Raw genomic sequence first — 21,917 nt, forward strand, 5'->3', positions numbered from 1 at the left:
TCGTCACCCCGTCTGCCGACTGGCAACCAGCCGGTACAGGGCGGGCAGTACCACCATGTTGAGCAGGGTCGAGGTGGCCAGCCCGCCGAGGATCACCACCGCCATCGGCGCCTGGATCTCGGTGCCGGCCTCGCCCAGCCCCATGGCCAGCGGGATCAGCGCCAGACCGGCGGTCAGGGCGGTCATCAGGATCGGCGCGAGTCGTTCCATCGAACCGGTCACCACGGCCTCATCCACGTCCATGCCATCCCGCGCCAGGGCTTGGAAGCGGCTGATCAGCAGGATGCCGTTGCGAATGGCGATGCCGAACAGGGTGATAAAGCCCACCAGGGCCGCCACCGTGATCACGCCGCCCATCGCCCAGACCGCAGCCACGCCACCGACCAGCGCCAGCGGGATATTGACCATCACCAGCAGCGCTAGGCGCAGCGAGCGGAAGGCCATCTGCAACAACAGCAGGATGCCGGCCAGCACGGCGAGCGAGACCCAACCGATCGTGCGGGTGGCATTGGCTTCCGCCTCGAACTGGCCGCCGTACTCGACCCGGTAGCCCTCCGGCAGCTCCATGTCGGCAGCGACGCGCGCCTGAATGGCCTCGACTGCGCCGCGTAGGTCGCGACCGGCGACATTGGCACTGACCACCAGCCGGCGCTCGGCATTCTCGCGCAGGATGGTGCCCGGTCCCTGCTCGAACGAGGGGTTGGCCAGTGCCCGCAACGGCACCATGTCGCCCGTGGGCGTCTCGATCAGGGTGTCGCCGACGGCGTGCCGATCCGCGCGTGCCGCGTCATTGAAGCGCACCACCAGATCGAAGCGCCGATTGCCCTCGAATACCTCGGAGACAACGCTGCCACGGTAGGCGGTTTCCACCAGCTGGGCGACCTCCTCGACCGTCATCCCGTACCGGGCGATGGCTTCGCGATCGGCGCGCAAGCGCAGTTGCGGTACTGACTGGAGTGGCTCCATGGCCACGTCCACCAGGCCGTCGACCTCCTTCATGGTGCCCTCGAGTTCGCCCCCGAGTCGGCGAAGCTCCGCGAGGGATGGGCCGTAGAGCTTCACCGCGATCGCCGCCCGGGTGCCTGAGAGCATGTGGTCGATGCGGTGGGAGAGCGGCTGGCCGATGTTGATATTGACCCCGCGCACGCCGTTCAACGCGTCGCGCAGCTCGGCCATGAATCCCTCCTTGCCTTGCGGGAGCTTGCCCAGCGTGACCTCGAATTCGGAGGCATTTGGCCCCTGGGTGTGTGCGTCCAGCGCGGCGCGACCGGTCTTGCGGGCGACTGTTTCGACCTCGTCGAACCCGAGCAGGACATCCTCGATCTGTCGCCCGATGTCGGACGAGGTTTCCAGCGAGGTACCCGGCGGGGCGGTCACCGCGATGGTGAGACTGCCCTCGTTGAATTCGGGCAGGAACGAGCGCCCGAACTGACTGATCACCAGCAGGGTGGCGACCACCGCGATGACCGAGAGCCCCAGCACGGCTGGAGCTAAGCGCAGGCTCGCGTTCAGGATGGGACGGTAAAGCCACTTGGCAAAACGAATTACCGGCGGGTCCTTCTCCTCGCCCAGTGCCTTGTCCTTCGCGAGTAGCCACAGGCTCATGACCGGCGTGAGGGTCAGGGCTACCAGCAAGGAGGCGGCGATAGCGAACAGGTAGGCCAGGCCCAGTGGCTCGAGCAGGCGGCCCTCGACCCCCTGAAGGAAGAACAGCGGCGCGAACACCAGCATGATAATGGCCGTTGAGAAGACCACCGACTGGCGTACCTCCGAGCAGGCGCGATACACCACGCGCGCGGCCGGGGCGGCGTGCTCGGCGTGACGGTTCTCTCGCAGGCGGCGGTAGATGTTCTCGACGAAGATGATCGCGTCGTCCACCAGCGCGCCGATGGCGATGGTCATGCCGCCGAGCGTCATGGTGTTGATGCCGATACCCATCCACTTGAGCCCGATCAGGGCCACCACCAGCGACAGCGGGATCGCGAGCACCGAGATCAGCGTGGTGCGGAAGCTGAACAGGAAGGCGAACAGCACCACCACGACGAAGATCGCCCCGTCGCGCAGGGCCACGGCCACGTTGTCGATCGCACGGGAGATGAAGTCCGCCTGGCGGAACAGGCCCGGTTCGATATGGATGCCGTCGGGCAGGTCGGCTTCAGCCTCCTGCAATACCGTCTCGATACGCCGGGTCAGTTCGAGGGTGTCGGCATTGGGTTGCTTGGATACCGCGACCACGACCCCCGGATCGCCGTTGATGCCGGCGTCCCCGATCGGGATACCCGGTCCTTCCCGGACCTCGGCGACGTGACGGATGCGGATCGGGGCATCGTCACGCACGGTGATCACCGCCTCGGCCAGATCCGAGGCGCGCTGGGTACGGCCGATGAAACGCAGCACGTAGTCCTGGCCACCCTCGCTGATCCAGCCGCCGCCGGCATTGCGGTTCGCCCGGGAGGCCGCCTCGTGCACCTGATCCAGCCCGACGTTCATTTCTTGCAGGCGATCGGGGGAAACCAGCACCTGGTACTCGCGGATATCGCCGCCCAGGGCGGTGATGTTGGCCACGCCGGGGATGGCGAGCAACTTGGGTTCGAGCTGCCAGTCGGCGACTTCGCGGGCCAGCATGAGGCTCGCCCCCTTTTCGGCGCGCACGCCGAAGAACTCGATCTCGCCCATGATCGAGGTGATCGGGCCGAGCTGCGGTACGCCCACGCTTTGGGGCAGGTCGTCGCGCGCCTGGTTGAGGCGCTCGGTGACGATCTGTCTCGATTCGAGGATGTCCGTGCCCCACTCGAATTCCACCCAGACGATGGAAAAGCCCGGCACGGACTGGGAGCGCAGGCGGCGGACGTCGGTCGCGCCGTTCATCGCCGTCTCGATGGGAAAGGTGACCTGTTGCTCCACCTCCTCAGTGGCAAGGCCCGGGGCCTCGGTCATCACGGTGACGGTTGGGGCGGTCAGGTCGGGGAACACGTCCACCGGGACCTCGCGCGCGGTGACGACACCGAGCACGAGCAACAGGGCGGAGGCGGCCACCACCAGCAGACGGTTCTGCAGTGACCAGTCAATCAGTCGGTCCAGCATGTTTGTTCTCCTTAGTGGGCGTGGCCGTGGCCGATGTCCTGTTCGCCACGCGAGGCAAGCAGAACGGTGTAAGCGCCTTCGGTGACCACGCGCTCGCCCGGTTGCAGTCCGGCCGTGATCGCCACGCGCTCGCCACTGCGGATGCCGGTCTTGACCTGGCGACGCTCGAAGCGCTCGCCGCCGTGCTGGACGATGACCACCTCGATGCCGTCGTCATCGAGAATGGCGGATTTCGGTACCACCACGGCCATCTGCCCGGCGCCGATCGAAAAGGCGGCCGACCAGGCCGTGCCCGGGATCAGCTCGCCGTCGGGATTGGGGACGTCGAAGACCACCGGCACGGTGCCGTTTTCCTCGGTCTGGGTGCCGACGTAGGCGAGTTCCGCACCGGCGAGCGTCTGCCACTGGCTGCCGGCCTGGCGTGCGAGAACGTTGTCGGGGCGTTCGATCCGCGCCATGTCGCCGGGGTAGGCCATGGCCTTGAGCCAGACGCGACCGTCGTCGAGCAGGGAGAACACAGTCTTGTTGGCCGCGACCATTTCGCCCGGCGCGTGTTGGCTGGCGGTGATTACCCCGCTGATCGGGGCGCGAAGTGTGATGGCACCACCCGCCTGGTCGCGCTCGCCATCGAGCTGCTCGAGGCGGGTAGAAGCCCGCACCAGCGCCTGCTGCGCGACGCGGTACTCGGACTGCGCCTGGTCGAGTCGTTTTTCCGACACCACGCCATCGTCAAAGAGGCCCTGTACGCGATCGCGCTCGGCGCGGGCCAGCGAGACGCGTTCGCGTGCCTCGGTCATGTCGAGGTCGAGCAGGCTGACGTCATCGGCGCCACTGAGCGGCAAGACGCGCGCCAGCACGTCACCGGCCTCGACGTGGTCACCGGGGCGCTTCCATTCGCCGCTTTCCGGCGGCACCAGCAGCCCGCCGGCCGGCGCGGCCGCGTTGGCACTCTGGCCCGGTCGTGGCTCGATGCGCGCGGGCACCGACAGGCGCTCGCTGATGAAGTCGCTGAAGGCCTGCTGGACGGCGAAGTCCATGCGCCACTGTTGTTCCTTGAGGAACGCGATATCGCCGGCCTCGTCGCCATGACTGTCTTCGTGAGCCTCGTCACCATGGTCGTGACCGTGATCGTCGTCACTGGCACGCGCCTCGCCCGGGGCCGTGACGGTGACGTGCCCGGCGCCGATTGTCAGTGCACCGTCGCCCGTGCCGAGGATCAGGTCGAGCTGGTAGTGCCCCGGTTTCTCGACACGGATTTCGGGCAGGAAGATGCCGTCGCGCGCGATCGTCTCGGCGACGTGTTCCTCGACGTGACCGTCCTCGCGCTCGAATCGATACCGGAGCGGGCCGGACATGACCGGCGAGAAGTCCTCGAGATGCGTGAGGTGCGTGATGTATTTGCCCGGCACGCCCGCGGTCGGCGCGGGAAACTCCATGAACAACTCGAGTTCACGCGACCAGGTGGTGACCGCGCGCATCGGCGGCTCGTCGTGGGTGGCGTCGGCGGCACTCGCCTCGACATGCTCGCCCTGCTCGTCGTGTTCGTGGCCGAGCTCGTCGAGACAGCCGGACAGCGGCACGCTCAAGGCAGCCGCCAGCGCGAGCCACAGGCGCCGGCGGGGTAGGGTAATCGGGTTCATCGGTCTTGCTCCGGGTAATCGGTCGTGAGCATCCGGCCGGTGGCCAGACGCAGATCGGATTCGAGTTCTCGCGCCTCGAGCAGCAGGTCGATATACCGCCGCGAGCCGCGAATGTTGGCCTGGGCGGCGTCGATCAGTTCGGTCAGGCTCAGCTCGCCCTGCTCGAACCCTCGGCGTGTCTGCGACAGCACGTCGTCAGCCGGGACCAGCACGGCTGTCCGGTGTTCGTCGATGTGCTCGAGCACTCCGGAGAGGCGCGCATGGGTGCGTTCCAGACGAATGCCGAGGTCACGCTTGGTCACGAGACTCTCGGCATCCTGTCGGATGGCCTGGCTTTGCTTGGCATCGACGCGGCCACGCCCCTGCGACCACAGGGGTAATTCGACCTGGAGGCCGATGTGGTTGGTGGTTTCGTCTCGGCCGTTGATGTAGGCACGTTCGCGAGCCACGCGGACGGCCAAGTCCGGCAGTCGTTCGGCCCGGGCCTGTTTCACCTCGGCTTGTGCGGCGGCCACTTCCTGAGCGGCCGACTGAAGCAGGGGATGACGATCGAGCTGCTGGCGGAGGGTGGCCAGTGTCGGCGGGATGGGCGGCCGTTCCAGCTCGGGTACGGACACGGAAGCCTGCGTATCGATGCCAAGCAACCCACGATAATTGGCCAGCGCCGCCTTGCGCTCCCGCTGCGCCTCGTCGAGTTCGGCCCGGGCCTCGGCATTGAGCAGGTTCAATCGCAGGCGTTCGCGCTCGGACAGGTCGCCGGCACGGGTGCGGCGGTCACCGATGTGCGCAAAGCGCTGGGTCCATTCCTGCTGTTCCCGGGCTTGCTCGATGCGAGCCTCGGCCCATTGCAGGCGATGAAAGGCCAGCGCGGCACGATGCTCCATGGTCAGTGCGCGCTGGCGCTGCTCGGCTTCTGCCGCCGCGATGCGCTTGTCGGCGGCGTCAGCGCGATGCCCGATGCGTCCGTCGATCGGCAGGGCTTGGCGAATTGCGTATTCCTTTACCGACCAGCCGCCCGAGCCGTCTTCGATGCCGAGCTCGTCGGAAAAGCCGAGCTCAAGGGTGGGGTTGGGCCAGCGGCTGGCTTCGTCGGCCAGGCCGGCACGGCGATTGCGCTCGGCGCGGGCAGCGTCGATCTCGGGTGCGACGCTCAGCGCGCGTTCGGCGCTGCGCTCGAGCGTCCAGTCGGCGGCCGGCACAGTCATCGGGGCGAGTAACAGCAGGCTGCCCACGAGCAGGGGGCGATGGGTACGGCGAACCCACCTCGGGTGAGGCGTCAACGGCATGACGAACTCCTCTGGATCAATGCCCGCTACGGGGCGGAAAACCACGCGCCGATTCACTCGACGGTTGGCGTGGTGCGATCAGGGTGCGGAGTTGTCAGGCGAGGGGAGGGGCGCGTTCCGGGGGGCGCAGCCTGAGTAGCGATGAGCCAGGCGCGTAGGTGGCCAGCGGTGGGCGGATGGCTTGGGTGCGCGGCAGGACGATCAGCAATGTCACCAGGACCAACAGGCCAAGACCACTGCCGAAGAACTTCAGCAGGGCGAACGACTCGATCTCCACCGCGTCGGCGTGGGTGGCCTGGTGGGCGGCGGCTTGGTCCATGTGCACCGGCGTGGCGAGATTGCCATGGTCACCGGAGGCGTGGATATGCCAGGCACCGAAGACAAGCCCTTGCAGCATGACGGCCACGCACAGCAGCCCGACGAGAAGCCGGGCTTGGGCAGTGCGTTGTCGCAGTCGATGGATCAAGGACTTTCCTGGCCGGTCATGGGGGGCGGCTACTTTGGCCGACTTGGGCCATAAATATCCGCGATGATTGTAGGGCAAGAGCCCACTGGTTGCAATGGCGCCGGAGACCATCTCTCCCGGGTGCACGCTCTCCACTTGGGCTGAGGCGGTTTGCATGCGTCCACTCGGTCGAGTGAAGTAGGACGGCCATAGATATGATATGGCACTATCCGCCCACGCAAATCCGTCAGTGGGGCGGGTGGGTTGCTGCAAGCATAGGAGGTCCCATGGCCTGGTTGATTTTCAAGTACCTGACGACAGCCGGGGTAGTGGTGCTGGTTTCCGAGGTGGCCAAGCGTAGTGACAAGCTCGGGGCACTGATCGCGGCCTTGCCCTTGGTCACGATCCTGGCGCTGATCTGGCTCCAGGTCGAGACCGGCTCGCAGGAGAAGGTGAGTAACCACGCCTGGTACACCTTCTGGTACGTCGTGCCGACCCTGCCGATGTTCCTGGCCTTTCCGTTTCTCCTCGGGCGGCTCGGCTTCTGGCCCACCATGTTGGCGAGCGCCGCGATCACGGTCGTGTCGTTCTGGCTGTTTACCTTCGTGGCTCGCTACTTCGGCGTGGAATTGATGCCGTGACGTTCGGCAGGGCATCCCGAGCTGGCGTGCGTGTCGGACCCACGTGGGGTGTTGGCAGGGTATCCTGTCTGTCCTTTGCGCGTTGGAGTCTGAAATGAGTGAGATGCCCCCTTGCCCCGAGTGCGGCTCGACCTTCACCTACCACGACGGCACGCTGTTCGTCTGCCCGGAGTGTGGCCACGAATGGTCGGGCGAGGCCGAGACGTCGACCGGTGCCGATGAGCCCGCCGCGCGGGATGCCAACGGCAACCCGCTGGCCGATGGCGACACGGTGACCGTGGTCAAGGATCTCAAGCTCAAGGGCGGTTCGGGGACGGTGAAGGTGGGCACCAAGGTCAAGAACATCCGCATCGTCGAGGGCGACCACGACATCGACTGCAAGGTCGAGGGGTTCGGTCCGATGAAGTTGAAGTCCGAGTTCGTCAAGAAGGCGTGATCGCCAGCCGGGTGGTTGGTCAGGCGCTCGCCCAAGGTTTCGTCTAGGCGAGTTTCGAGACAGGGGCAGTCAGGGAGGAACGGAATGACTCGACGCCAATCGTTACCCGTCCACGCCATCACGGTCGAGGAGGTCGTCGCCGCTGCCGACCGCCTGTCGCGGATGGTGCGCTCGAGCGGTTATCAACCCGATACCGTGATCGCCGTGGCCCGTGGCGGGTTCATGCCCGCGCGGTTTGTCTGCGATTTCCTGGGCGTCTCGCGTTTGGTGAGCGTCAAGGTGCAGCATTACGCGGCCGGCGCGCACGCCGGGATGCAGGCGCGGGTCACCGTGCCGCTCGGCGGTCCGATCAAGGGCGAGAATGTGCTGGTGGTCGATGATGTCAACGACAGTGGCAAGACCTTGCAGGCCTTGCGCCCGTACCTGGACGATCTCCACCCGGCCTCGGTTCGTACCGCGGTATTGCATGAAAAGCAGGTGACGGAATGCCCGGCGGACTTCGTGGCCGAGTCCATCGAGCAATGGCGCTGGATGCTCTACCCCTGGGCGGTGGTCGAGGATGTCGGCCAGTTCCTGCGCGACATGCAGCCCGTGCCGGCAACCCGCAAGGAGGCGGTGTCCCGGCTAAATGCCGAGCATGGCTTGCGACTGGACGATGCCGAGCTCGACCGTGTGCTGTTCTTTGGCGGCATCCGCCTCGACCAGGACTAGGCGGTGGGCGGCGAGGACTCAGCACGTCACTTCACGCACACGTCGGACCCGGTCGGGTGGCCCGATCAATTCGACCAGCCCCTCGTACGTGACCGGCAGTTGGTGGCAGACGGAACCGTCCGCCGTGCACAGGACCGGCGAATGCCGGCCGCCGTGGCAATGCGAGCACAGGGTGATGAAGGCCGGTCCCTGCGCCTCGAAATGCACGTAGATGCCTCCTCCCTGGAACGCGGTTTGCCGGCTTGCCTTTTCCTTCCACGTGTCGGGCCATTGCGGTGGCGGCACGAAGGCCGGCAGATAGCGCGCGGTGAGGCTAGGGGTGAGTGCATCGAGCGCGATGGGTCGGCCTGCGTCGGGCAAGCGCATGGCGAGCGGGGGAGGGCGTCCGGTGGTCGGCCCCGGTTGTCGATGCGCACCAGGTAGTACAGGTACTGCTCCGGCTGCTCGAGTGGCTCGCCGAACGCGGTCAGGTGGTCTGCATCGACACGCGAGACGTGGGAGCAGCCGCCGAGAAGGAAGGCCGAACCGAGCAGTGCGAGCACCAGAAGGGGTTTCACGTGGTGACGCCTCGTTGGATGGGGTAGCCGTTGCCGGGAGTTTAGCCTCCAGTTCAGCCGCCAGGGCCGCCGGTCGCCGCGAGCATCCCCTGGGTGATCAGGGCGCCGGTGGACAGCAGCATCCCCGCCCAGGGGATCCACCGAGCAACGTTCGGCACGTCCTCGGGCTGGCCGCGACGCTTGAGGACGATCAGCGAGGCGTTCACCATGACGAAGACGGCCAGCATGATCGCGCTGGTGAGGTTCGCCAGGGTCGCCAGTGGCAGGAAGAGTGCCAGTAGCAGGATGGTGATGGTCACCGCGAGGGTCGCGACGATCGGGGTATGGGTACGGGGATGCACGCGCCCCAGCGCCGACGGCGCCCCGGCCCGGTCGCGTCCCATGTCCATGAGCAGGCGCGTGGCCATGATGATCTGGCCCAGCGCGCCGTTGACGATGATGAACAGGCTGATCAGGCCCAGCGGCACGCCCGGGTGGCCCATGGCCTCGACCACGGCCACCAGCGGAGCGTGGGCGCCGGCCAGATCATCCGGGGCGAGTACGCTGGTTGCGGCGATGGCGACCAGCGCGTAGACCACGAGCGAGATCACCACGGCGCTGACGATCGCGCGTGGCATGGTGCGCGGGGCGTCGCGGACCTCCTCGGCGAGGTTGGCCATGTCCTCGAAGCCGATGAACGAGTAGAACGCGAGGAAGGCGCCCAGGAACAGACCGGTGACCATCCCGAACTCGAGCCCGCTTAGCGATTCGGCCAGCCGTACCGGCGCATCACCCATCGCCGGGGCGGCCACCCAGACCACGTACCCCAGCCCGGCCATGCCCAGTAGCGTGGTGGCGGCCATGAACCAGGCGCTCTCGCGCATACCCGCGATCGCGATACCACCCAGTGCGAGGGTGACGATGATCAATGTCCAGGCGCGGGGCAGATCGATGAACAGCGAGGCATAGCGCTCGAAGCCGGTCAGGATGGTGGCCCCCGAGACGGTGCCGGTGGCCACCAGCCCCCAGCCGATGGCGATGCACAGCCCCCGTCGGCCGAAGGCCTGCCGCGCGTAGTCGATCGGCCCGCCGGCCTCCGGGATGCGGGCGGTGAGTTCGCTGAATGACAGCGCCGTGAGCGAGGCGACCAGCGCGGCGAGGACGAAGGCAAACGGTGTGAGCAGGCCGGCCGCACCGGCGACCTCACCGATCACCACGTAGATGCCCGCGCCCAGGATGGTGCCCAGGCCATAGAGTGTCAGCAGCACCGGCCCGAGCTCGCGCCGAAGAACGGCCTGCCGTGGGGCCGGGAGGCCCTGAGGTGGGGGAGGGGTGTCGTGCCGGCCGTCGGGATCGCGCGTCATGTTCGGGAGTGTAGTCCCGTGGCCGGTCGGTGCCGAACCTCGGGGGATGGTGGGTTACTCTTGTTCTTGATCCGATTTACCAGATACACGCCCACGACGTGGAATCCATTGCATGCCGCTTTTTCTCTGGATGATGCCTGTCGCTGCGTTGCTGCTCCTTTCCGGGTGCAGCGACCGCTCGCCACAGGTCGTGCTGTCCTCGCCGTTCGACACGCAGCAGCTGGTCGTGGCGACGCGTAACGGCCCCACGACTCGCTACCTGGGACGTGACCAGTTGGCGACCGGCCCCGAGCACGACCTGGTCACCGCCTTTGCCGACGGCCGTGGCTGGACGGTGGAGTGGCGTGTCTATGAGTCGACCGCGGAGGTGGTCGAGGCACTGGAGACCGGTCGAGCGCATCTCGCCGCGGCCGGATTGACGCATCTGTCGGCGCGGAGCGAACGGTTCGAGCCGGGGTTGGTGCACGGCGAGGTGGTCCAGCAGGTGGTCTGCCATCGCGATGACCGGCCCTTGCCGGACACGATTGAAGGCCTGGCCGGGGTGGATCTGCAGGTGACGGGCGAGTCGAGTTATGTCGCGCGTCTTGAGGAGCTGGCGCGCACGGTGCCGGATCTGGCCTTCGTCGCCGATCCCTCGCGCAGCAGCGAGGTGCTGCTGACTCAGGTGGCAACCGGGGAGGTGGGTTGTACCGTCGCCGATTCGTCGATCGTGCGCATGGTGCGGCGATACTGGCCGCATCTCGAGGTGGCGATGAACCTCGGTCAGACCGAGTTGGTGGGCTGGTATGCCGCCGCCTTGCATCCGGATCTGGCCGAGTCCACGCGAGACTGGCGGGAGAGTGATCCCGGCGAACTGGCGATTGCCACGATGCGCGAGCGCTATTACGCGCACATCGGGGAATTCGATTTCGTCGACCTGCGGGCGCTCAATCGCCGGCTCGACGAGCGGCTGCCACGCTACCTGGACGAGTTCCGAGAAGCCGCGGAGGAAACCGGTCTGTCGGTGGAACTGCTCGCGGCGATGGCCTACCAGGAATCGCACTGGGATCCGCAGGCGACCTCGCCCACCGGGGTGCGCGGCATCATGATGCTCACCCGGCCGACCGCCGAATCGTTGGGCGTGGAGGACCGGCTCGATCCGCGCGAGGCCATTCTCGGAGGGGCGCGCTACCTTGCCGATCGTCGTGCCCGCTTGCCGGAAGATATTCCCGAGCCGGACCGCACCTACCTTGCCCTGGCCAGCTACAACCTGGGACGGGCACACGTGCTGGATGCACGCCGGCTGGCCCGTGAACTCGGCCGCAACCCGGACTCCTGGGCCGACATGCGCGAGGTACTGCCGTTGAAGGCCGACAAGCGCTATTACCCGCAGACCAAGTACGGCTATGCCCGGGGATACGAATCGGTGCATTACGTCCGCCGCATCCGCAATTACCGCGACGTGATCGATCAGGCCCTTCCCGATTGACTGCGAGTGCTTCGCCGACCGGGCAGGGCAATGTTCAGTCCTCTAGTGGTCGTTCCGGTTCCATCCTTTCTAGCGGGGGCAGTATTGGTCCTGGCGCCCACAAAAAAGCCCCGGCATTGCCGGGGCCTTTGACTCGGGGCGTGTAAACCGCTTAGTAGTCGGTTTCTTCCTCGATGGAGTCGCCGGCTTCCTCGGCGTCGCCACCCATCTCGTCGGTGGCCTCCTCGATCTCGTCGCCCGCTTCTTCCATGGTCTGGTCGATCTGCTCGCCGGCCTCTTCCGCCGGACCTTGCTCTTCGGCGCAGCCGGCAACGGTCAGACCCAGAGCCATCATCAGGGCAATCACTGCATTACGTGCGTTCATGTGTCGCTCTCCATGTCATGCCGGAACGTCCCGGCGAATGAGTGTCAGACTCGAAAAAGTGAAGGGCAGTTTCGCGCTGCCAGCCCTTGGAGGTCACTGTGACCGACAAGTTCAGAATCCATCGACATGGCGCACCTCGTCAAGCGAGAGCTGTCCAGGCCGGGCCCAGACGTCGGCGGCCTTCTTGCCGATCGCGACCATGAACGAGATCAGGTGATCATCGGGCAGGTTGATCAGCCGGCCGACGGCCTCGAAATCAAAGCCGTCCATTGGGCAGGAATCGAGCCCCATTTCCCGTGCCGCGAGCATCAGGCTCTGCCCGGCGATGCCGCAGCTGCGCATGACCTCGTCGCGTTCGACCTGCGGCTTGTCACGGTAATACGCATCGATCGCCCCGGCCATCATCTCGCGCACTTCGGACGGGGCATCGCGCCAGACGCGTTCGGCCTCGTCCTGCCAGACGTCACGACGGCCGGTGAGGATCACCAGCATCGAGGCGTCGGTCACCTGGGCCTGGTCCCATGCGACCTCGCGGATCGCCTGGCGGCGCGCAGGATCGCGCACCACCACGAACCGCCAGTGCTGCAGGTTGAAGGCGGTTGGCGACTGCATCGCCAGTTGGATCAGCCGGTCCTGATCGCCCTCGGATAATTGGTGTTCCGGGTCGAATTGCTTGATGGCGCGTCGGGTCGCAATCGCCTCGCTGACTCGCATGCAGTCTCCTCGTGTTACGGGTTTCGGTACGGGAGTATAGGCATCGAGTCGCTGGTTCGCCGGAGGGCTTGCGTGGGCACGATCGGTTCAGAATGACTTGCCGCGCAGGGCGCGCAGCAGGGCACGCGCCTGCTTGGCCGGCTTGTGGTGTGGGTTGAGCTCGCGCTCGGCACGCTGCTGCTCGGCGACCAGCCGGCGCTTCTCGATGCTCTCCGGAGTCTCCCGGTAGAGCAGCGCCGCCTCGCTGGCCGGTCCGCGTTTGGGATTGAGTGCCTCGACATCGACCACGAACCGCATGCCGGCCTTGCCGATGGTCAGCCGGTCGCCGGGACGTACCGACTTGCCGCGCTTGGTCACGGCCTGGCCGTTGAGCTCGATCTTGCCGCCGTCGATGGCCGTCGAGGCCAGCTGGCGGGTCTTGAAGAAACGCGCGGCCCATAGCCAGGTATCGAGCCGTTGGCTGTCCTGGGCATTCGAAGCGGAAGTGGAATGACGTTTCTTGTCGGTTTTTTTCACGTTAACTGCGGCAATAGCGGCGGCCGGTAGGCTACGATTCGGGTCTAATTCGGACGACGTACGCGTGTCGCCCGCGGTTTTTTCGATGTGGAGGCATCATGCAACTCGAACTCATCAGCTTCAAGCTCTGTCCCTTTGTCCAGCGCTCGGTGATCACCCTCAAGCACAAGGGCGTGCCGTTCGATACCACCTTCATCCAGCTCAACGACCCGCCGAGCTGGTTCGACGAGGTTTCGCCGCTGGGTAAGGTGCCGGTGCTCAAGGTCGATGGCGAAGTGCTGTTCGAGTCGGCCGTGATCAACGAATTCCTCGATGAATCCTTCGGCGAGCGCATGCTGTCGGACAATGCCCTGGAGCGCGCCCAGCAGCGGGCCTGGATCGAACTGGGTTCAGCGGGAATCATGGCGATGTTCGGCGCGATCACTGCCGCGGAGGAGTCCGCCAGTACCGCCAAGCGTGACGAACTGGCCAAGCTGTTCGGTCACCTGGAGAGGCAGCTGGCAAAGAAGCCACCCGCCCCGTTCTTTGTGGGAAAAGAGCTCTCGCTGGTGGACACCTCGTTCGCCCCGCTGTTCCAGCGCCTGTTCGCCCTGCCGGAATCACTGCTCGACTGGAATGCCATCCCGACGGTGATGCGCTGGGGCGAGCGACTGGTCGACGAGCCGGTGATCCGCGACTCGCTGCCTGAGGGCTTTGACGAGCTTTTCCCGATGATGCTGAAAAAGCAGAACGGCTGGTACGCGCAGCAGTACCTGGTGGCTTAGCCTCGTTCGAGGCGATGATTGATCCAGCTGCCGGCGCCGGAGCCGACCAGGATGCCGGCGCCCACCCACAGGGCGAACCACTTGCCCTCGCCGATCATCGCCAGTGCGGTGCCGGGGCACACCCCGGTGCCGGCCCAACCCAGACCGAACAATACCGCGCCGACGATCAGTCCACGCTTGAATGGCTTGTGCTGGATCGAGATCGGTTCGCCGGTGTTGAGCGCGCGCCAGCCAAAACGCCAGGCAAGCCAGGTGAGGGCGGCACCGAGGGCCACGGCCGTGGCGATCACCCACAGCAGGCGCAGGTCCTCGAACAGGAGTAGCTCACTGATGATCGCCGGGCTGGTCGCACCGGCCCGGCTGAGCAGGAAGCCAAAGGTGGTGCCGAAGGCGAGAAACAGCAGGTTGCGTCGGTTGATCATCGCTCAGACCCCCAGCATCCAAGCGGCGAGTTGGGCGGTGCCCACCGCAACGGCAAAGAAGACGGCCGAAGCCACCAGGCTCGCCGGTGCCCCCATCGCCACACCCGCGATGGTGTGGCCCGAGGTGCAGCCGCCGGCCAGACGCGCACCAAGGCCGATCAGCAGACCGCCGACCAGCCACCAGATCGCTGAGCCGAGCGTGGACTCGGGCACCAGGGCGGTATAGAAGCGGCCGAACTCCGCGGCGGTGCCTTGCCAGGCCGGCGCACCATCCGTGAGAGCAGCGATCAGGCCGCCGAGCACGATGCCCAGCAGGAACACGATCCGCCAGTCGCCCTGCGGATCGCGTGCCGTGCCGGGCCTGAGATAACCCGCCAGGTTGGCAAAGCCGGTCGAACAGGAGAGAGGCTGGTCGACTAGCCAGCGCTGAGTGAAGGCGAGCAGGGCGATCAGCGCCCCCACCAGCACGGGCGTCCAGAGCGGGGAAAACAGAGCGTCGATGAGCGTTGCGAACGTATCCATTGTCGACAAGAGCCAAGGTTCCTGAATTAGCAAAGTGGCACCTTAGCGGCCCAGCGGTATTGGCGCCAACAGATGTTTTTTACCGGCCCATAACGACAAACACCCCCGGCTGGCGGGGGTGAAAGGGTTGAGCTCATAGCGGCGTTGGGCGGTCAGTCGGACCGCTCGTTGCCTTCGCCCTTCTCGGGCAGGGTGATGTTGAGCTCGAACAACTCGAACTGCTCGTTGTGCTCGACCTCGAACTTCACCGCATCGTCTTCGACGTGGACGTACTTGCGGATGACCTCGAGGATCTCCTTCTGCATTTCGGGCAGGTAGTGCGGCGTGATGTGCTGACCCTGGGCGCGTTCGTGCGCGATCAGGATCTGCAGACGTTCCTTGGCCATCTTGGCCGACGGGTCCTGTGAACGGTTACGAAAGATATCCAGCAATCCCATGGCTTAACTCCGTCCGAACAGGCGACCGAAAAGCGACTTCTTTTCGGTCTCGATGAAACGCATTGGACGCTCTTCGCCCAGCAGGCGACCAACGGCATCGTGGTAGGCCTGACCGGCGTCGGTGTTCTCGTCGAGAATCACGGGCCGGCCCGCGTTGGAGGCCTGCAGCACCGCGTTGGATTCCGGGATCACGCCCAACAGAGGGACGGCCAGGATCTCGAGCATGTCCTCGACCGACAGCATCTCGCCGGTGCCGACGCGATCGGGGGCGTAGCGGGTGATCAGCAGGTGCTCCTTGATGGCGGTCTCGCCATCCTTCGCCCGGCGCGACTTGCTGGCGAGGATGCCCAGCATGCGGTCGGAGTCGCGCACCGAGGAGATCTCGGGGTTGGACACCACGATGGCCTCGTCGGCGTAGTACATCGCCAGTTGCGCGCCGCGCTCGATGCCGGCCGGGGAATCGCAGACGATGTAGTCGAAGCCTTCCTCGCGCAGGTCGTTGAGGACCTTGCCGACGCCTTCCTCGGTCAGCGCGTCCTTGTCCTTGGTCTGCGAGGCGGGCAGGACGTAGAGGTTGTCGACTTCCTTGTGGCGGATCAGGGCCTGGTTCAGGCCCGCCTCGCCCTGGATGACGTTGACGATGTCGTAGACCACGCGGCGCTCGACGCCCATGATCAGATCGAGGTTGCGCAGGCCGACGTCGAAGTCGATCACCACGGTCTTCTTGCCGGCCATGGCCAGGCCGCTCGAAATGGCGGCGCTGGTCGTCGTCTTGCCAACGCCGCCCTTGCCGGAGGTTACCACCAGGACTTTGGACACGGATTGTCTCCCTAATCGCGAAAGATTGTTGACGTCATGCCCCGCGGGGCGGGGTCGTCAGGTCGGGCGGACTGTGCCACAAAGGCGAGCCTTTCCCAACGACCGTGAAATTCTTCCATTCGCACCGTACGTGTGCGTTCAGTCGAACGGATGGACCATCAGCTGGCCATCGACCAGTTCCACCAACACGCGCTTGCCCCAGGCCGGATGGCGCGCCAGCTGCTCGCCATCGAGGAAGGTGCCGCAGATGGCGATGATCTCCGGCTCGAACGATTCACAGAAGATGCGCGCCTCGATCTGGTTGCCGGCGCCGGCTGCGGCGGTGCCCTTGAGCGCGCCGTGGATGTAGATCGATCCGTCCGCCACCACGCGTGCCCCGGCACCGACGGTGTTCATCACCACCATGTCCTGACCCTGGGCGTAGAGCTCGGTGCCGGAACGGACCGGGTGGCGCAGGATCATCGGGGCGATCGGGCCGGCCGGGGCGGGTGATGCCGGCTCGGCAGGTGGTGCCGGTTCCTCTGCCTTGACGGGTTCCGGTTCGGCGGCGGGTTCCGGTTCCGGCTTGCTCTGAGGCTGAGCCTGCGCTGGTGCGTCGGCAACCGCCTGGTCGTCGAAGACCGGCAGGTCGGCGCCGCGCGCCTGGGTCTTTTGTTGATCGTTGCCGTGGACCACGCCGACCGGTTCGAGGCGATAGTTGCGCAGCAGGCTTACCAGGGCCGGGAAATCGATCCATTTGCCGCTGTCCGCGATCGCCGCCAGATCGATCACGCAAGGCTGTCGCTCGTCACCGACCCCGGGGTTGCCGAAACGCTCGCTCAGGCTGCGGGTGAGCTTGAGCAGATGCGTCTCGTAGAGGTGAACATGGGTGAGCGCCAGCGAGCGCTGGTCGATGTCGAGGGCCGGGGCGCCTGTCCTGGCGGCCTTGCGGGTGGTTGCGGTCATTGATGAGCTCGGTTTTCGTCCTGACGATGGTAAAGCCATGCTCGCCCTCGCATGGGCCTGGCTCCCTTCCGGCCTATCGGCCGGCGAAGGGATGGCCTGGGTGTCACAAACGGCACAGGGCGAGGCGGAATTCGATGTCTTCGTGGACCTGGCGTGGATGGCCGTTCTCGCGGTCCAGTGTCATAAAACGCACGGTAAAGCGGTGCTTGCCGGCGCTGATCTCGGGATAGCAGACGGTGTCGTCGTCGATCATCACACGCAGCAGTTGATAGGGCGTCGCGCTCTCGATGCTCTGCTGCAGGAAGCCCTCGTCGGCGACCACCGACATCGTATCGACGCTGTTTCGTATCAGGCTGATGACCAGTTCGTTGGCTTGGCGGATGTCGGTAAACGGCTCCAGCCACGTGTCGATATCCTCGCGGCGCTCGGCGTCCGGCAGGCTCAGCCAGTAGTGCAGCCCGGGTATATCGAATTCGCACAGGGCGCCGGGAATCGAGGCACGCTGACGCACGGCGTTCAACAGCTCGTGCGTCTTCAGGTGAGCGCCGGGCTGGGCGTGGTAGGCGTGCAGCGCCTTGATCAGGTCGTTTTGCTGATCGAGCAGGGCATTGAGCTTGTCGCGATCGACGCCGGGCGAGTCCGGCACGTTCATCAGGCGGGCCTGCTGGCGTTCGAGTTCCTTGATCAGTTCGCGCTTGATGTCGATACGCGAAAGGACGTCGGCGGCTTCGAGCAGCAGCAACACCGTGCAAAGCGCGTCGTCCCGCGAGGTGCTCTGCAGGTGATGGTCGATGCGGGTGAACAAGTGGTCGAGCCTGAGGCAGGCCCGGATCCGTTCGTTCAGTGGTTGCTCGTAGATTTTCAGAGGTGCGTTCCGATCCATTGGATGCCGATGCGGGTCGAGGGTGTGTCGGCGCGTCTCGCGCCTGCCATTCTCAGCCTGCTCGCGGGATAACTCAACTCCCGCGATCATTTGCAGGCGGGTGACGGTCAATCCGGCTCGTACCCCAGGATTGGCGCGAGCCACTTCTCGGTCTCGGCGCGGCTCCAGCCCTTGCGATGGGCGTAGTCGTCGACCTGATCCGGGCCGATGCGGCCCACACCGAAGTAGCGCGCTTCCGGATGGGCGAGATACCAGCCCGATACGGCAGCGCCCGGGTGCATGGCGTACGAGTCGGTCAATTCCATTCCGATTCGTTCAGGCGCCAAGAGTTCCCACAACAATCCCTTTTCGGTGTGATCCGGGCAGGCGGGGTAGCCGGGGGCGGGGCGGATGCCCTGATATTTCTCGGCGATCAGCTCGTCGTTGGAGAGCTCCTCGTCGGCCGCGTAGCCCCAGTATTCCTTGCGCACGCGCTCGTGCAACGTCTCGGCGAAGGCCTCGGCCAGCCGGTCGGCCAGCGATTGAAGCAGGATGGCGTGGTAGTCGTCGTTCGCATCCTCGAAGCGCTTGACGTGCGGTTCGATCCCGTGGCCCGTGGTGACGGCGAACCCGCCGATCCAGTCCTTGACCTTGCTGCCCGTCGGTGCGACGAAATCGGCCAGGCACTGGTTGGGTTTGCCGCCCGAGCGCGGCATCTGCTGACGGATGTGATGCAGGGTGGTCTTCACGCCCTGGCGCGACTCGTCGGTGAACACGCGGATATCATCGTCCACCGAGGCGGCCGGCCAGAAACCGTAGACGGCATGGGCCGTGAGCCACTTTTCCTCGACGATCTGCTTGAGCATGGCCCGGGCATCGTCGTAGAGCTTCCTGGCCTCGGTGCCCACCTTCTCGTCGTCGAGGATGGCCGGGAACTTGCCGAACAACTGCCAGCTCTGGAAGAACGGCGTCCAGTCGATGCGTTCGACGATCTTCTCGAGCGGGTAGTCCTCGAGGACATGCACGCCCGGTTGCTGCGGCGCGACCGGGGTGTAGTCGTCGAAGTCCACCTTCTGGCGGTTGTCACGCGCCTGCTGGATGGAAACGCGCTTGGCTTCCTTCTGGTTGGCCTGGCGGCGTTCCACCACCTTGGCGTACTCGCCCTCGACCTCGTCGACGAACGCCTGCTTGTTCTTGCCCAACAGCTTCGATGCCACGCCCACGGCACGCGAGGCGTCGAGCACGTGGATCACCGGCTGGTCGTAGACCGGGTTGATCTTGAGTGCCGTGTGCAGCTTGGAGGTGGTCGCCCCGCCGATCATCAGCGGGATGTCGAAGCCCTGGCGCTGCATCTCGCTGGCGACGTTGGTCATCTCCTCGAGCGACGGGGTGATCAGGCCGGACAGGCCGATCAGGTCGGCGTTTTCCTCGCGGGCGGTGTCGAGGATCTTCTGTGCCGGCACCATCACGCCCAGATCGACGATCTCGAAGCCGTTGCATTGGAGCACCACGCCGACGATGTTCTTGCCGATGTCATGCACGTCGCCCTTGACGGTGGCCATGACCACCTTGCCGGCCGACTGCGCCTGGCAGCTTTCCTCTTCCATGTAGGGCAGCAGGTGGGCGACGGCCTTTTTCATCACGCGGGCGGACTTGACCACCTGCGGCAGGAACATCTTGCCGGCGCCGAACAGGTCGCCGACGACGTTCATGCCGTCCATCAGCGGGCCTTCGATCACGTGCAGCGGCAGTTCGGCGCGCTGGCGTGCCTCCTCGGTGTCCTCGATCACGAACTCGTCGATGCCCTTGACCAGGGAATGCTCCAGGCGCTTTTCCACCGGCCATTCGCGCCATTCGAGGCTGGGCCCACTGGATTTCTCGCCGCCGGATTCACGGTACTTGTCCGCGAGCTCGAGCATGCGGTCGGTGGCATCACTGCGACGGTTGAGCACGATGTCCTCGACCGCCTCGCGCAGTTCCTCGGGGATCTCGTCGACCACGGTGAGCTGGCCGGCGTTGACGATGCCCATGTCCATGCCCGCCCGGGTGGCGTGGTAGAGGAACACGCTGTGGATCGCCTCGCGCACCCCTTCGTTGCCGCGGAAGGAGAACGACACGTTCGACACCCCGCCGGAGATCAGCGCATGCGGCAGGTTTTCCTTGATCCAGCGGGTGCCCTCAATGAAGTCGACCGCGTAGTTGTTGTGCTCCTCGATGCCGGTGGCGATGGCGAAGATGTTCGGATCGAAGATGATGTCCTCGGGCGGGAAACCGATGCCGGTCAGCAGGTCGTAGGCCCGCTGGGCGATCACCTTGCGCCGCTCGAGGCTGTCGGCCTGGCCGTCCTCGTCAAAGCCCATCACCACCGCGGCCGCCCCGTATCGCTGGACGGTACGCGCCTGCTCGAGGAACGACTCTTCGCCTTCCTTGAGGGAGATCGAGTTGACCACCGCCTTGCCCTGGACACATTTCAGGCCCGCCTCGATCACCTCGAACTTCGAGGAGTCGATCATGATCGGCACGCGCGAGATGTCGGGTTCGGCAGCCACGAGCTTCAGAAAGCGCTGCATCGCCTCGACGCCGTCGATCAGGCCCTCGTCCATGTTGATGTCGATCATCTGCGCGCCGTTCTCGACCTGCTGGCGCGCGACGTCCAGCGCCGTGTCGTAGTCGCCTTCCTTGATCAGGCGACGGAAACGCGCCGAGCCGGTGACGTTGGTGCGCTCGCCAATGTTCACGAACAGCGAGTCGGGCGTGATGTTGAACGGCTCGAGCCCGGACAGGCGGCAGGCGATCTCCGGCTTGACGGGCTTGCGCGGCGCGACGCCCTCGACCCGGCGAGCCATCTCGGCGGTGTGCGCCGGCGTGGTGCCGCAGCAGCCGCCGATAATGTTCAGCAGGCCCGCCTCGGCCCATTCGCCGATCGAGGCGGCCATCGGGTCGGCCTCCAGGTCGTACTCGCCCAGTTCGTTGGGCAGACCGGCGTTGGGGTGCGCGGAGACGAAGTATTCGCTTAGGCGCGAGAGCTCGGCGACGTACTGGCGCAACAGGTCGGGGCCGAGCGCGCAGTTCAGCCCGATCGACAACGGTCGGGCATGACGCAGGCTGTTGTAGAACGCCTCGGTGGTCTGGCCCGAGAGCGTGCGGCCGGAGGCGTCGGTGATCGTCCCCGAGATCATCACTGGCCAGCGCTGCCCCCGATCGACGAACAGTTCCTCGAGGGCGAATACCGCCGCCTTGGCGTTGAGCGTGTCGAAGATGGTCTCGATCAGGAAGATGTCGACGCCGCCCTCGAGCAATCCTTCCGCCGATTCGCGGTAGGCCTCGACCAGTTCGTCGAAGCTGGTGTTGCGGTAACCGGGATCGTTGACGTCCGGCGAGATCGAGGCGGTGCGGTTGGTGGGGCCGAGGATGCCGGCGACGAAACGCGGCTTGTCAGGCGTCTCGGCGGTCTTGGCATCGGCGGTCTTGCGGGCGATCTGCGCGGCGACCACGTTGATCTCGCGCGACAGCTCTTCCATCTGGTAGTCGGCCATCGCGATGCGGGTGGCCGAGAAGGTGTTGGCCTCGATGATGTCTGCGCCGGCATCCAGGTACTGGCGATGGATGTCCTCGATCACGTCCGGGCGCGTCAGGACCAGCAGGTCGTTGTTGCCCTTGAGGTCCACCGGCCAGTCGGCAAAGCGCTCGCCGCGGAAATCGTCCTCGTTGAGCTGCGCGTTCTGGATCATGGTGCCCATGGCGCCGTCGAGCACCAGGATGCGCTCGCGCATCAGGTCACGAAGCTGGTCGAAAACGGGGTGGTCTCGGTCGATTGAAGTCATGGGCGACGCGCGGTCCTGAATCGGCCGGGCCGTCGTCCTGCACAGGCGGGGCAGGCCGCACGGCCGGCGCGGTGAATTATTAAGGAAGGTCTGCACGAATAGCCAACGCCTCTGCAG

General features: G+C 65.7%; 21 protein-coding genes. 5 read left to right on the forward strand and 16 right to left on the reverse strand.

Going from position 1 to position 21,917, the window contains the following annotated elements; translation table 11 throughout:
• Positions 1-3: 3 nt before the first annotated feature.
• The 4 genes from D5687_RS05035 to D5687_RS05050 form a co-directional block, all read right to left on the reverse strand.
• A complete protein-coding gene (locus tag D5687_RS05035; protein ID WP_125198679.1) occupies positions 4-3,084 on the reverse strand; it encodes an efflux RND transporter permease subunit in 3,081 nt (1,026 codons plus the stop codon).
• An 11-nt stretch (positions 3,085-3,095) separates the two neighbouring features.
• Complete coding sequence (locus D5687_RS05040; protein WP_125198680.1) at positions 3,096-4,724, reverse strand: efflux RND transporter periplasmic adaptor subunit; 1,629 nt, start codon at positions 4,722-4,724, stop codon at positions 3,096-3,098.
• Entirely contained in the window at positions 4,721-6,010 is a 1,290-nt protein-coding gene (locus D5687_RS05045; protein ID WP_125198681.1) for a TolC family protein, read from the reverse strand. The genes D5687_RS05040 and D5687_RS05045 overlap by 4 nt, the downstream gene beginning before the upstream one ends.
• Before the next feature lie 94 nt (positions 6,011-6,104).
• Positions 6,105-6,476 (reverse strand): hypothetical protein, encoded by a 372-nt coding sequence (locus D5687_RS05050; RefSeq protein ID WP_125198682.1) that lies wholly within the window; start codon positions 6,474-6,476, stop codon positions 6,105-6,107.
• A 266-nt stretch (positions 6,477-6,742) separates the two neighbouring features.
• Here D5687_RS05050 and D5687_RS05055 point away from each other — a divergent pair, with 266 nt between their 5' ends.
• The 3 genes from D5687_RS05055 to D5687_RS05065 all read left to right on the forward strand — a co-directional run bounded on the left by D5687_RS05055 (position 6,743) and on the right by D5687_RS05065 (position 8,243).
• Positions 6,743-7,096, forward strand: a complete 354-nt coding sequence (locus D5687_RS05055) for a DUF3147 family protein (protein ID WP_125198683.1) — start codon at positions 6,743-6,745, stop codon at positions 7,094-7,096.
• A 94-nt stretch (positions 7,097-7,190) separates the two neighbouring features.
• Positions 7,191-7,532, forward strand: coding sequence for a zinc ribbon domain-containing protein YjdM (locus tag D5687_RS05060; RefSeq protein WP_125198684.1), 342 nt, complete (start codon positions 7,191-7,193; stop codon positions 7,530-7,532).
• Between the two features lie 84 nt (positions 7,533-7,616).
• Complete coding sequence (locus D5687_RS05065; protein WP_125198685.1) at positions 7,617-8,243, forward strand: phosphoribosyltransferase; 627 nt, start codon at positions 7,617-7,619, stop codon at positions 8,241-8,243.
• An 18-nt stretch (positions 8,244-8,261) separates the two neighbouring features.
• On the opposite strand, the gene D5687_RS05070 is transcribed toward D5687_RS05065, so the two are convergent.
• Together D5687_RS05070 and D5687_RS05075 are read right to left on the reverse strand one after the other, a co-directional pair.
• On the reverse strand, positions 8,262-8,609 hold the full coding sequence (locus tag D5687_RS05070; RefSeq protein ID WP_125198686.1) for a hypothetical protein: 348 nt from the start codon (positions 8,607-8,609) through the stop codon (positions 8,262-8,264).
• Positions 8,610-8,853: 244 nt separating this feature from the next.
• The gene (locus D5687_RS05075; RefSeq protein WP_125198687.1) at positions 8,854-10,143 is read right to left on the reverse strand and encodes an APC family permease; all 1,290 of its coding nucleotides are present in this window, start codon (positions 10,141-10,143) and stop codon (positions 8,854-8,856) included.
• A 112-nt stretch (positions 10,144-10,255) separates the two neighbouring features.
• Between D5687_RS05075 and mltF the strand changes: the two genes are divergently transcribed.
• Positions 10,256-11,611, forward strand: a complete 1,356-nt coding sequence (gene mltF / locus D5687_RS05080) for a membrane-bound lytic murein transglycosylase MltF (RefSeq protein ID WP_192894154.1) — start codon at positions 10,256-10,258, stop codon at positions 11,609-11,611.
• A gap of 151 nt (positions 11,612-11,762) precedes the next feature.
• Here the strand turns inward: mltF and D5687_RS05085 are convergent, their stop codons facing one another.
• The 3 genes from D5687_RS05085 to D5687_RS05095 all read right to left on the reverse strand — a co-directional run bounded on the left by D5687_RS05085 (position 11,763) and on the right by D5687_RS05095 (position 13,205).
• Positions 11,763-11,975, reverse strand: a complete 213-nt coding sequence (locus D5687_RS05085; RefSeq protein ID WP_125198688.1) for a hypothetical protein — start codon at positions 11,973-11,975, stop codon at positions 11,763-11,765.
• Between the two features lie 111 nt (positions 11,976-12,086).
• Positions 12,087-12,689 carry a nitroreductase family protein gene (locus D5687_RS05090; RefSeq protein ID WP_125198689.1) on the reverse strand — a complete coding sequence of 201 codons (603 nt, stop codon included), beginning with the start codon at positions 12,687-12,689 and terminating at the stop codon, positions 12,087-12,089.
• 87 nt (positions 12,690-12,776) lie between these two features.
• A complete protein-coding gene (locus D5687_RS05095; protein ID WP_125198690.1) occupies positions 12,777-13,205 on the reverse strand; it encodes an RNA-binding S4 domain-containing protein in 429 nt (142 codons plus the stop codon).
• Between the two features lie 98 nt (positions 13,206-13,303).
• Between D5687_RS05095 and D5687_RS05100 the strand changes: the two genes are divergently transcribed.
• Entirely contained in the window at positions 13,304-13,969 is a 666-nt protein-coding gene (locus D5687_RS05100; RefSeq protein ID WP_125198691.1) for a glutathione S-transferase family protein, read from the forward strand.
• On the opposite strand, the gene D5687_RS05105 is transcribed toward D5687_RS05100, so the two are convergent.
• The 7 genes from D5687_RS05105 to metH form a co-directional block, all read right to left on the reverse strand.
• Positions 13,966-14,391: a DUF6691 family protein gene (locus D5687_RS05105; RefSeq protein WP_125198692.1), complete on the reverse strand. Its 426-nt coding sequence runs from the start codon at positions 14,389-14,391 to the stop codon at positions 13,966-13,968. The two genes, D5687_RS05100 and D5687_RS05105, sit on opposite strands and share 4 nt — an antisense overlap.
• Positions 14,392-14,394: 3 nt before the next feature.
• Positions 14,395-14,913, reverse strand: coding sequence for a YeeE/YedE family protein (locus tag D5687_RS05110; RefSeq protein WP_125198693.1), 519 nt, complete (start codon positions 14,911-14,913; stop codon positions 14,395-14,397).
• Positions 14,914-15,065: 152 nt separating this feature from the next.
• Positions 15,066-15,350: a cell division topological specificity factor MinE gene (gene minE / locus D5687_RS05115; RefSeq protein WP_125198694.1), complete on the reverse strand. Its 285-nt coding sequence runs from the start codon at positions 15,348-15,350 to the stop codon at positions 15,066-15,068.
• Positions 15,351-15,353: 3 nt separating this feature from the next.
• On the reverse strand, positions 15,354-16,169 hold the full coding sequence (gene minD, locus D5687_RS05120) for a septum site-determining protein MinD (protein WP_125198695.1): 816 nt from the start codon (positions 16,167-16,169) through the stop codon (positions 15,354-15,356).
• A 138-nt stretch (positions 16,170-16,307) separates the two neighbouring features.
• Entirely contained in the window at positions 16,308-17,114 is an 807-nt protein-coding gene (minC, locus tag D5687_RS05125) for a septum site-determining protein MinC (protein WP_158611758.1), read from the reverse strand.
• A gap of 103 nt (positions 17,115-17,217) precedes the next feature.
• Positions 17,218-17,997, reverse strand: coding sequence for a cell division protein ZapD (gene zapD, locus D5687_RS05130; RefSeq protein WP_158611759.1), 780 nt, complete (start codon positions 17,995-17,997; stop codon positions 17,218-17,220).
• A 107-nt stretch (positions 17,998-18,104) separates the two neighbouring features.
• Positions 18,105-21,800 carry a methionine synthase gene (metH, locus tag D5687_RS05135; protein ID WP_125198698.1) on the reverse strand — a complete coding sequence of 1,232 codons (3,696 nt, stop codon included), beginning with the start codon at positions 21,798-21,800 and terminating at the stop codon, positions 18,105-18,107.
• Positions 21,801-21,917 lie beyond the last annotated feature (117 nt).

The organism is Guyparkeria sp. SCN-R1 (assembly GCF_003932495.1).
Lineage (GTDB): Bacteria > Pseudomonadota > Gammaproteobacteria > Halothiobacillales > Halothiobacillaceae > Guyparkeria.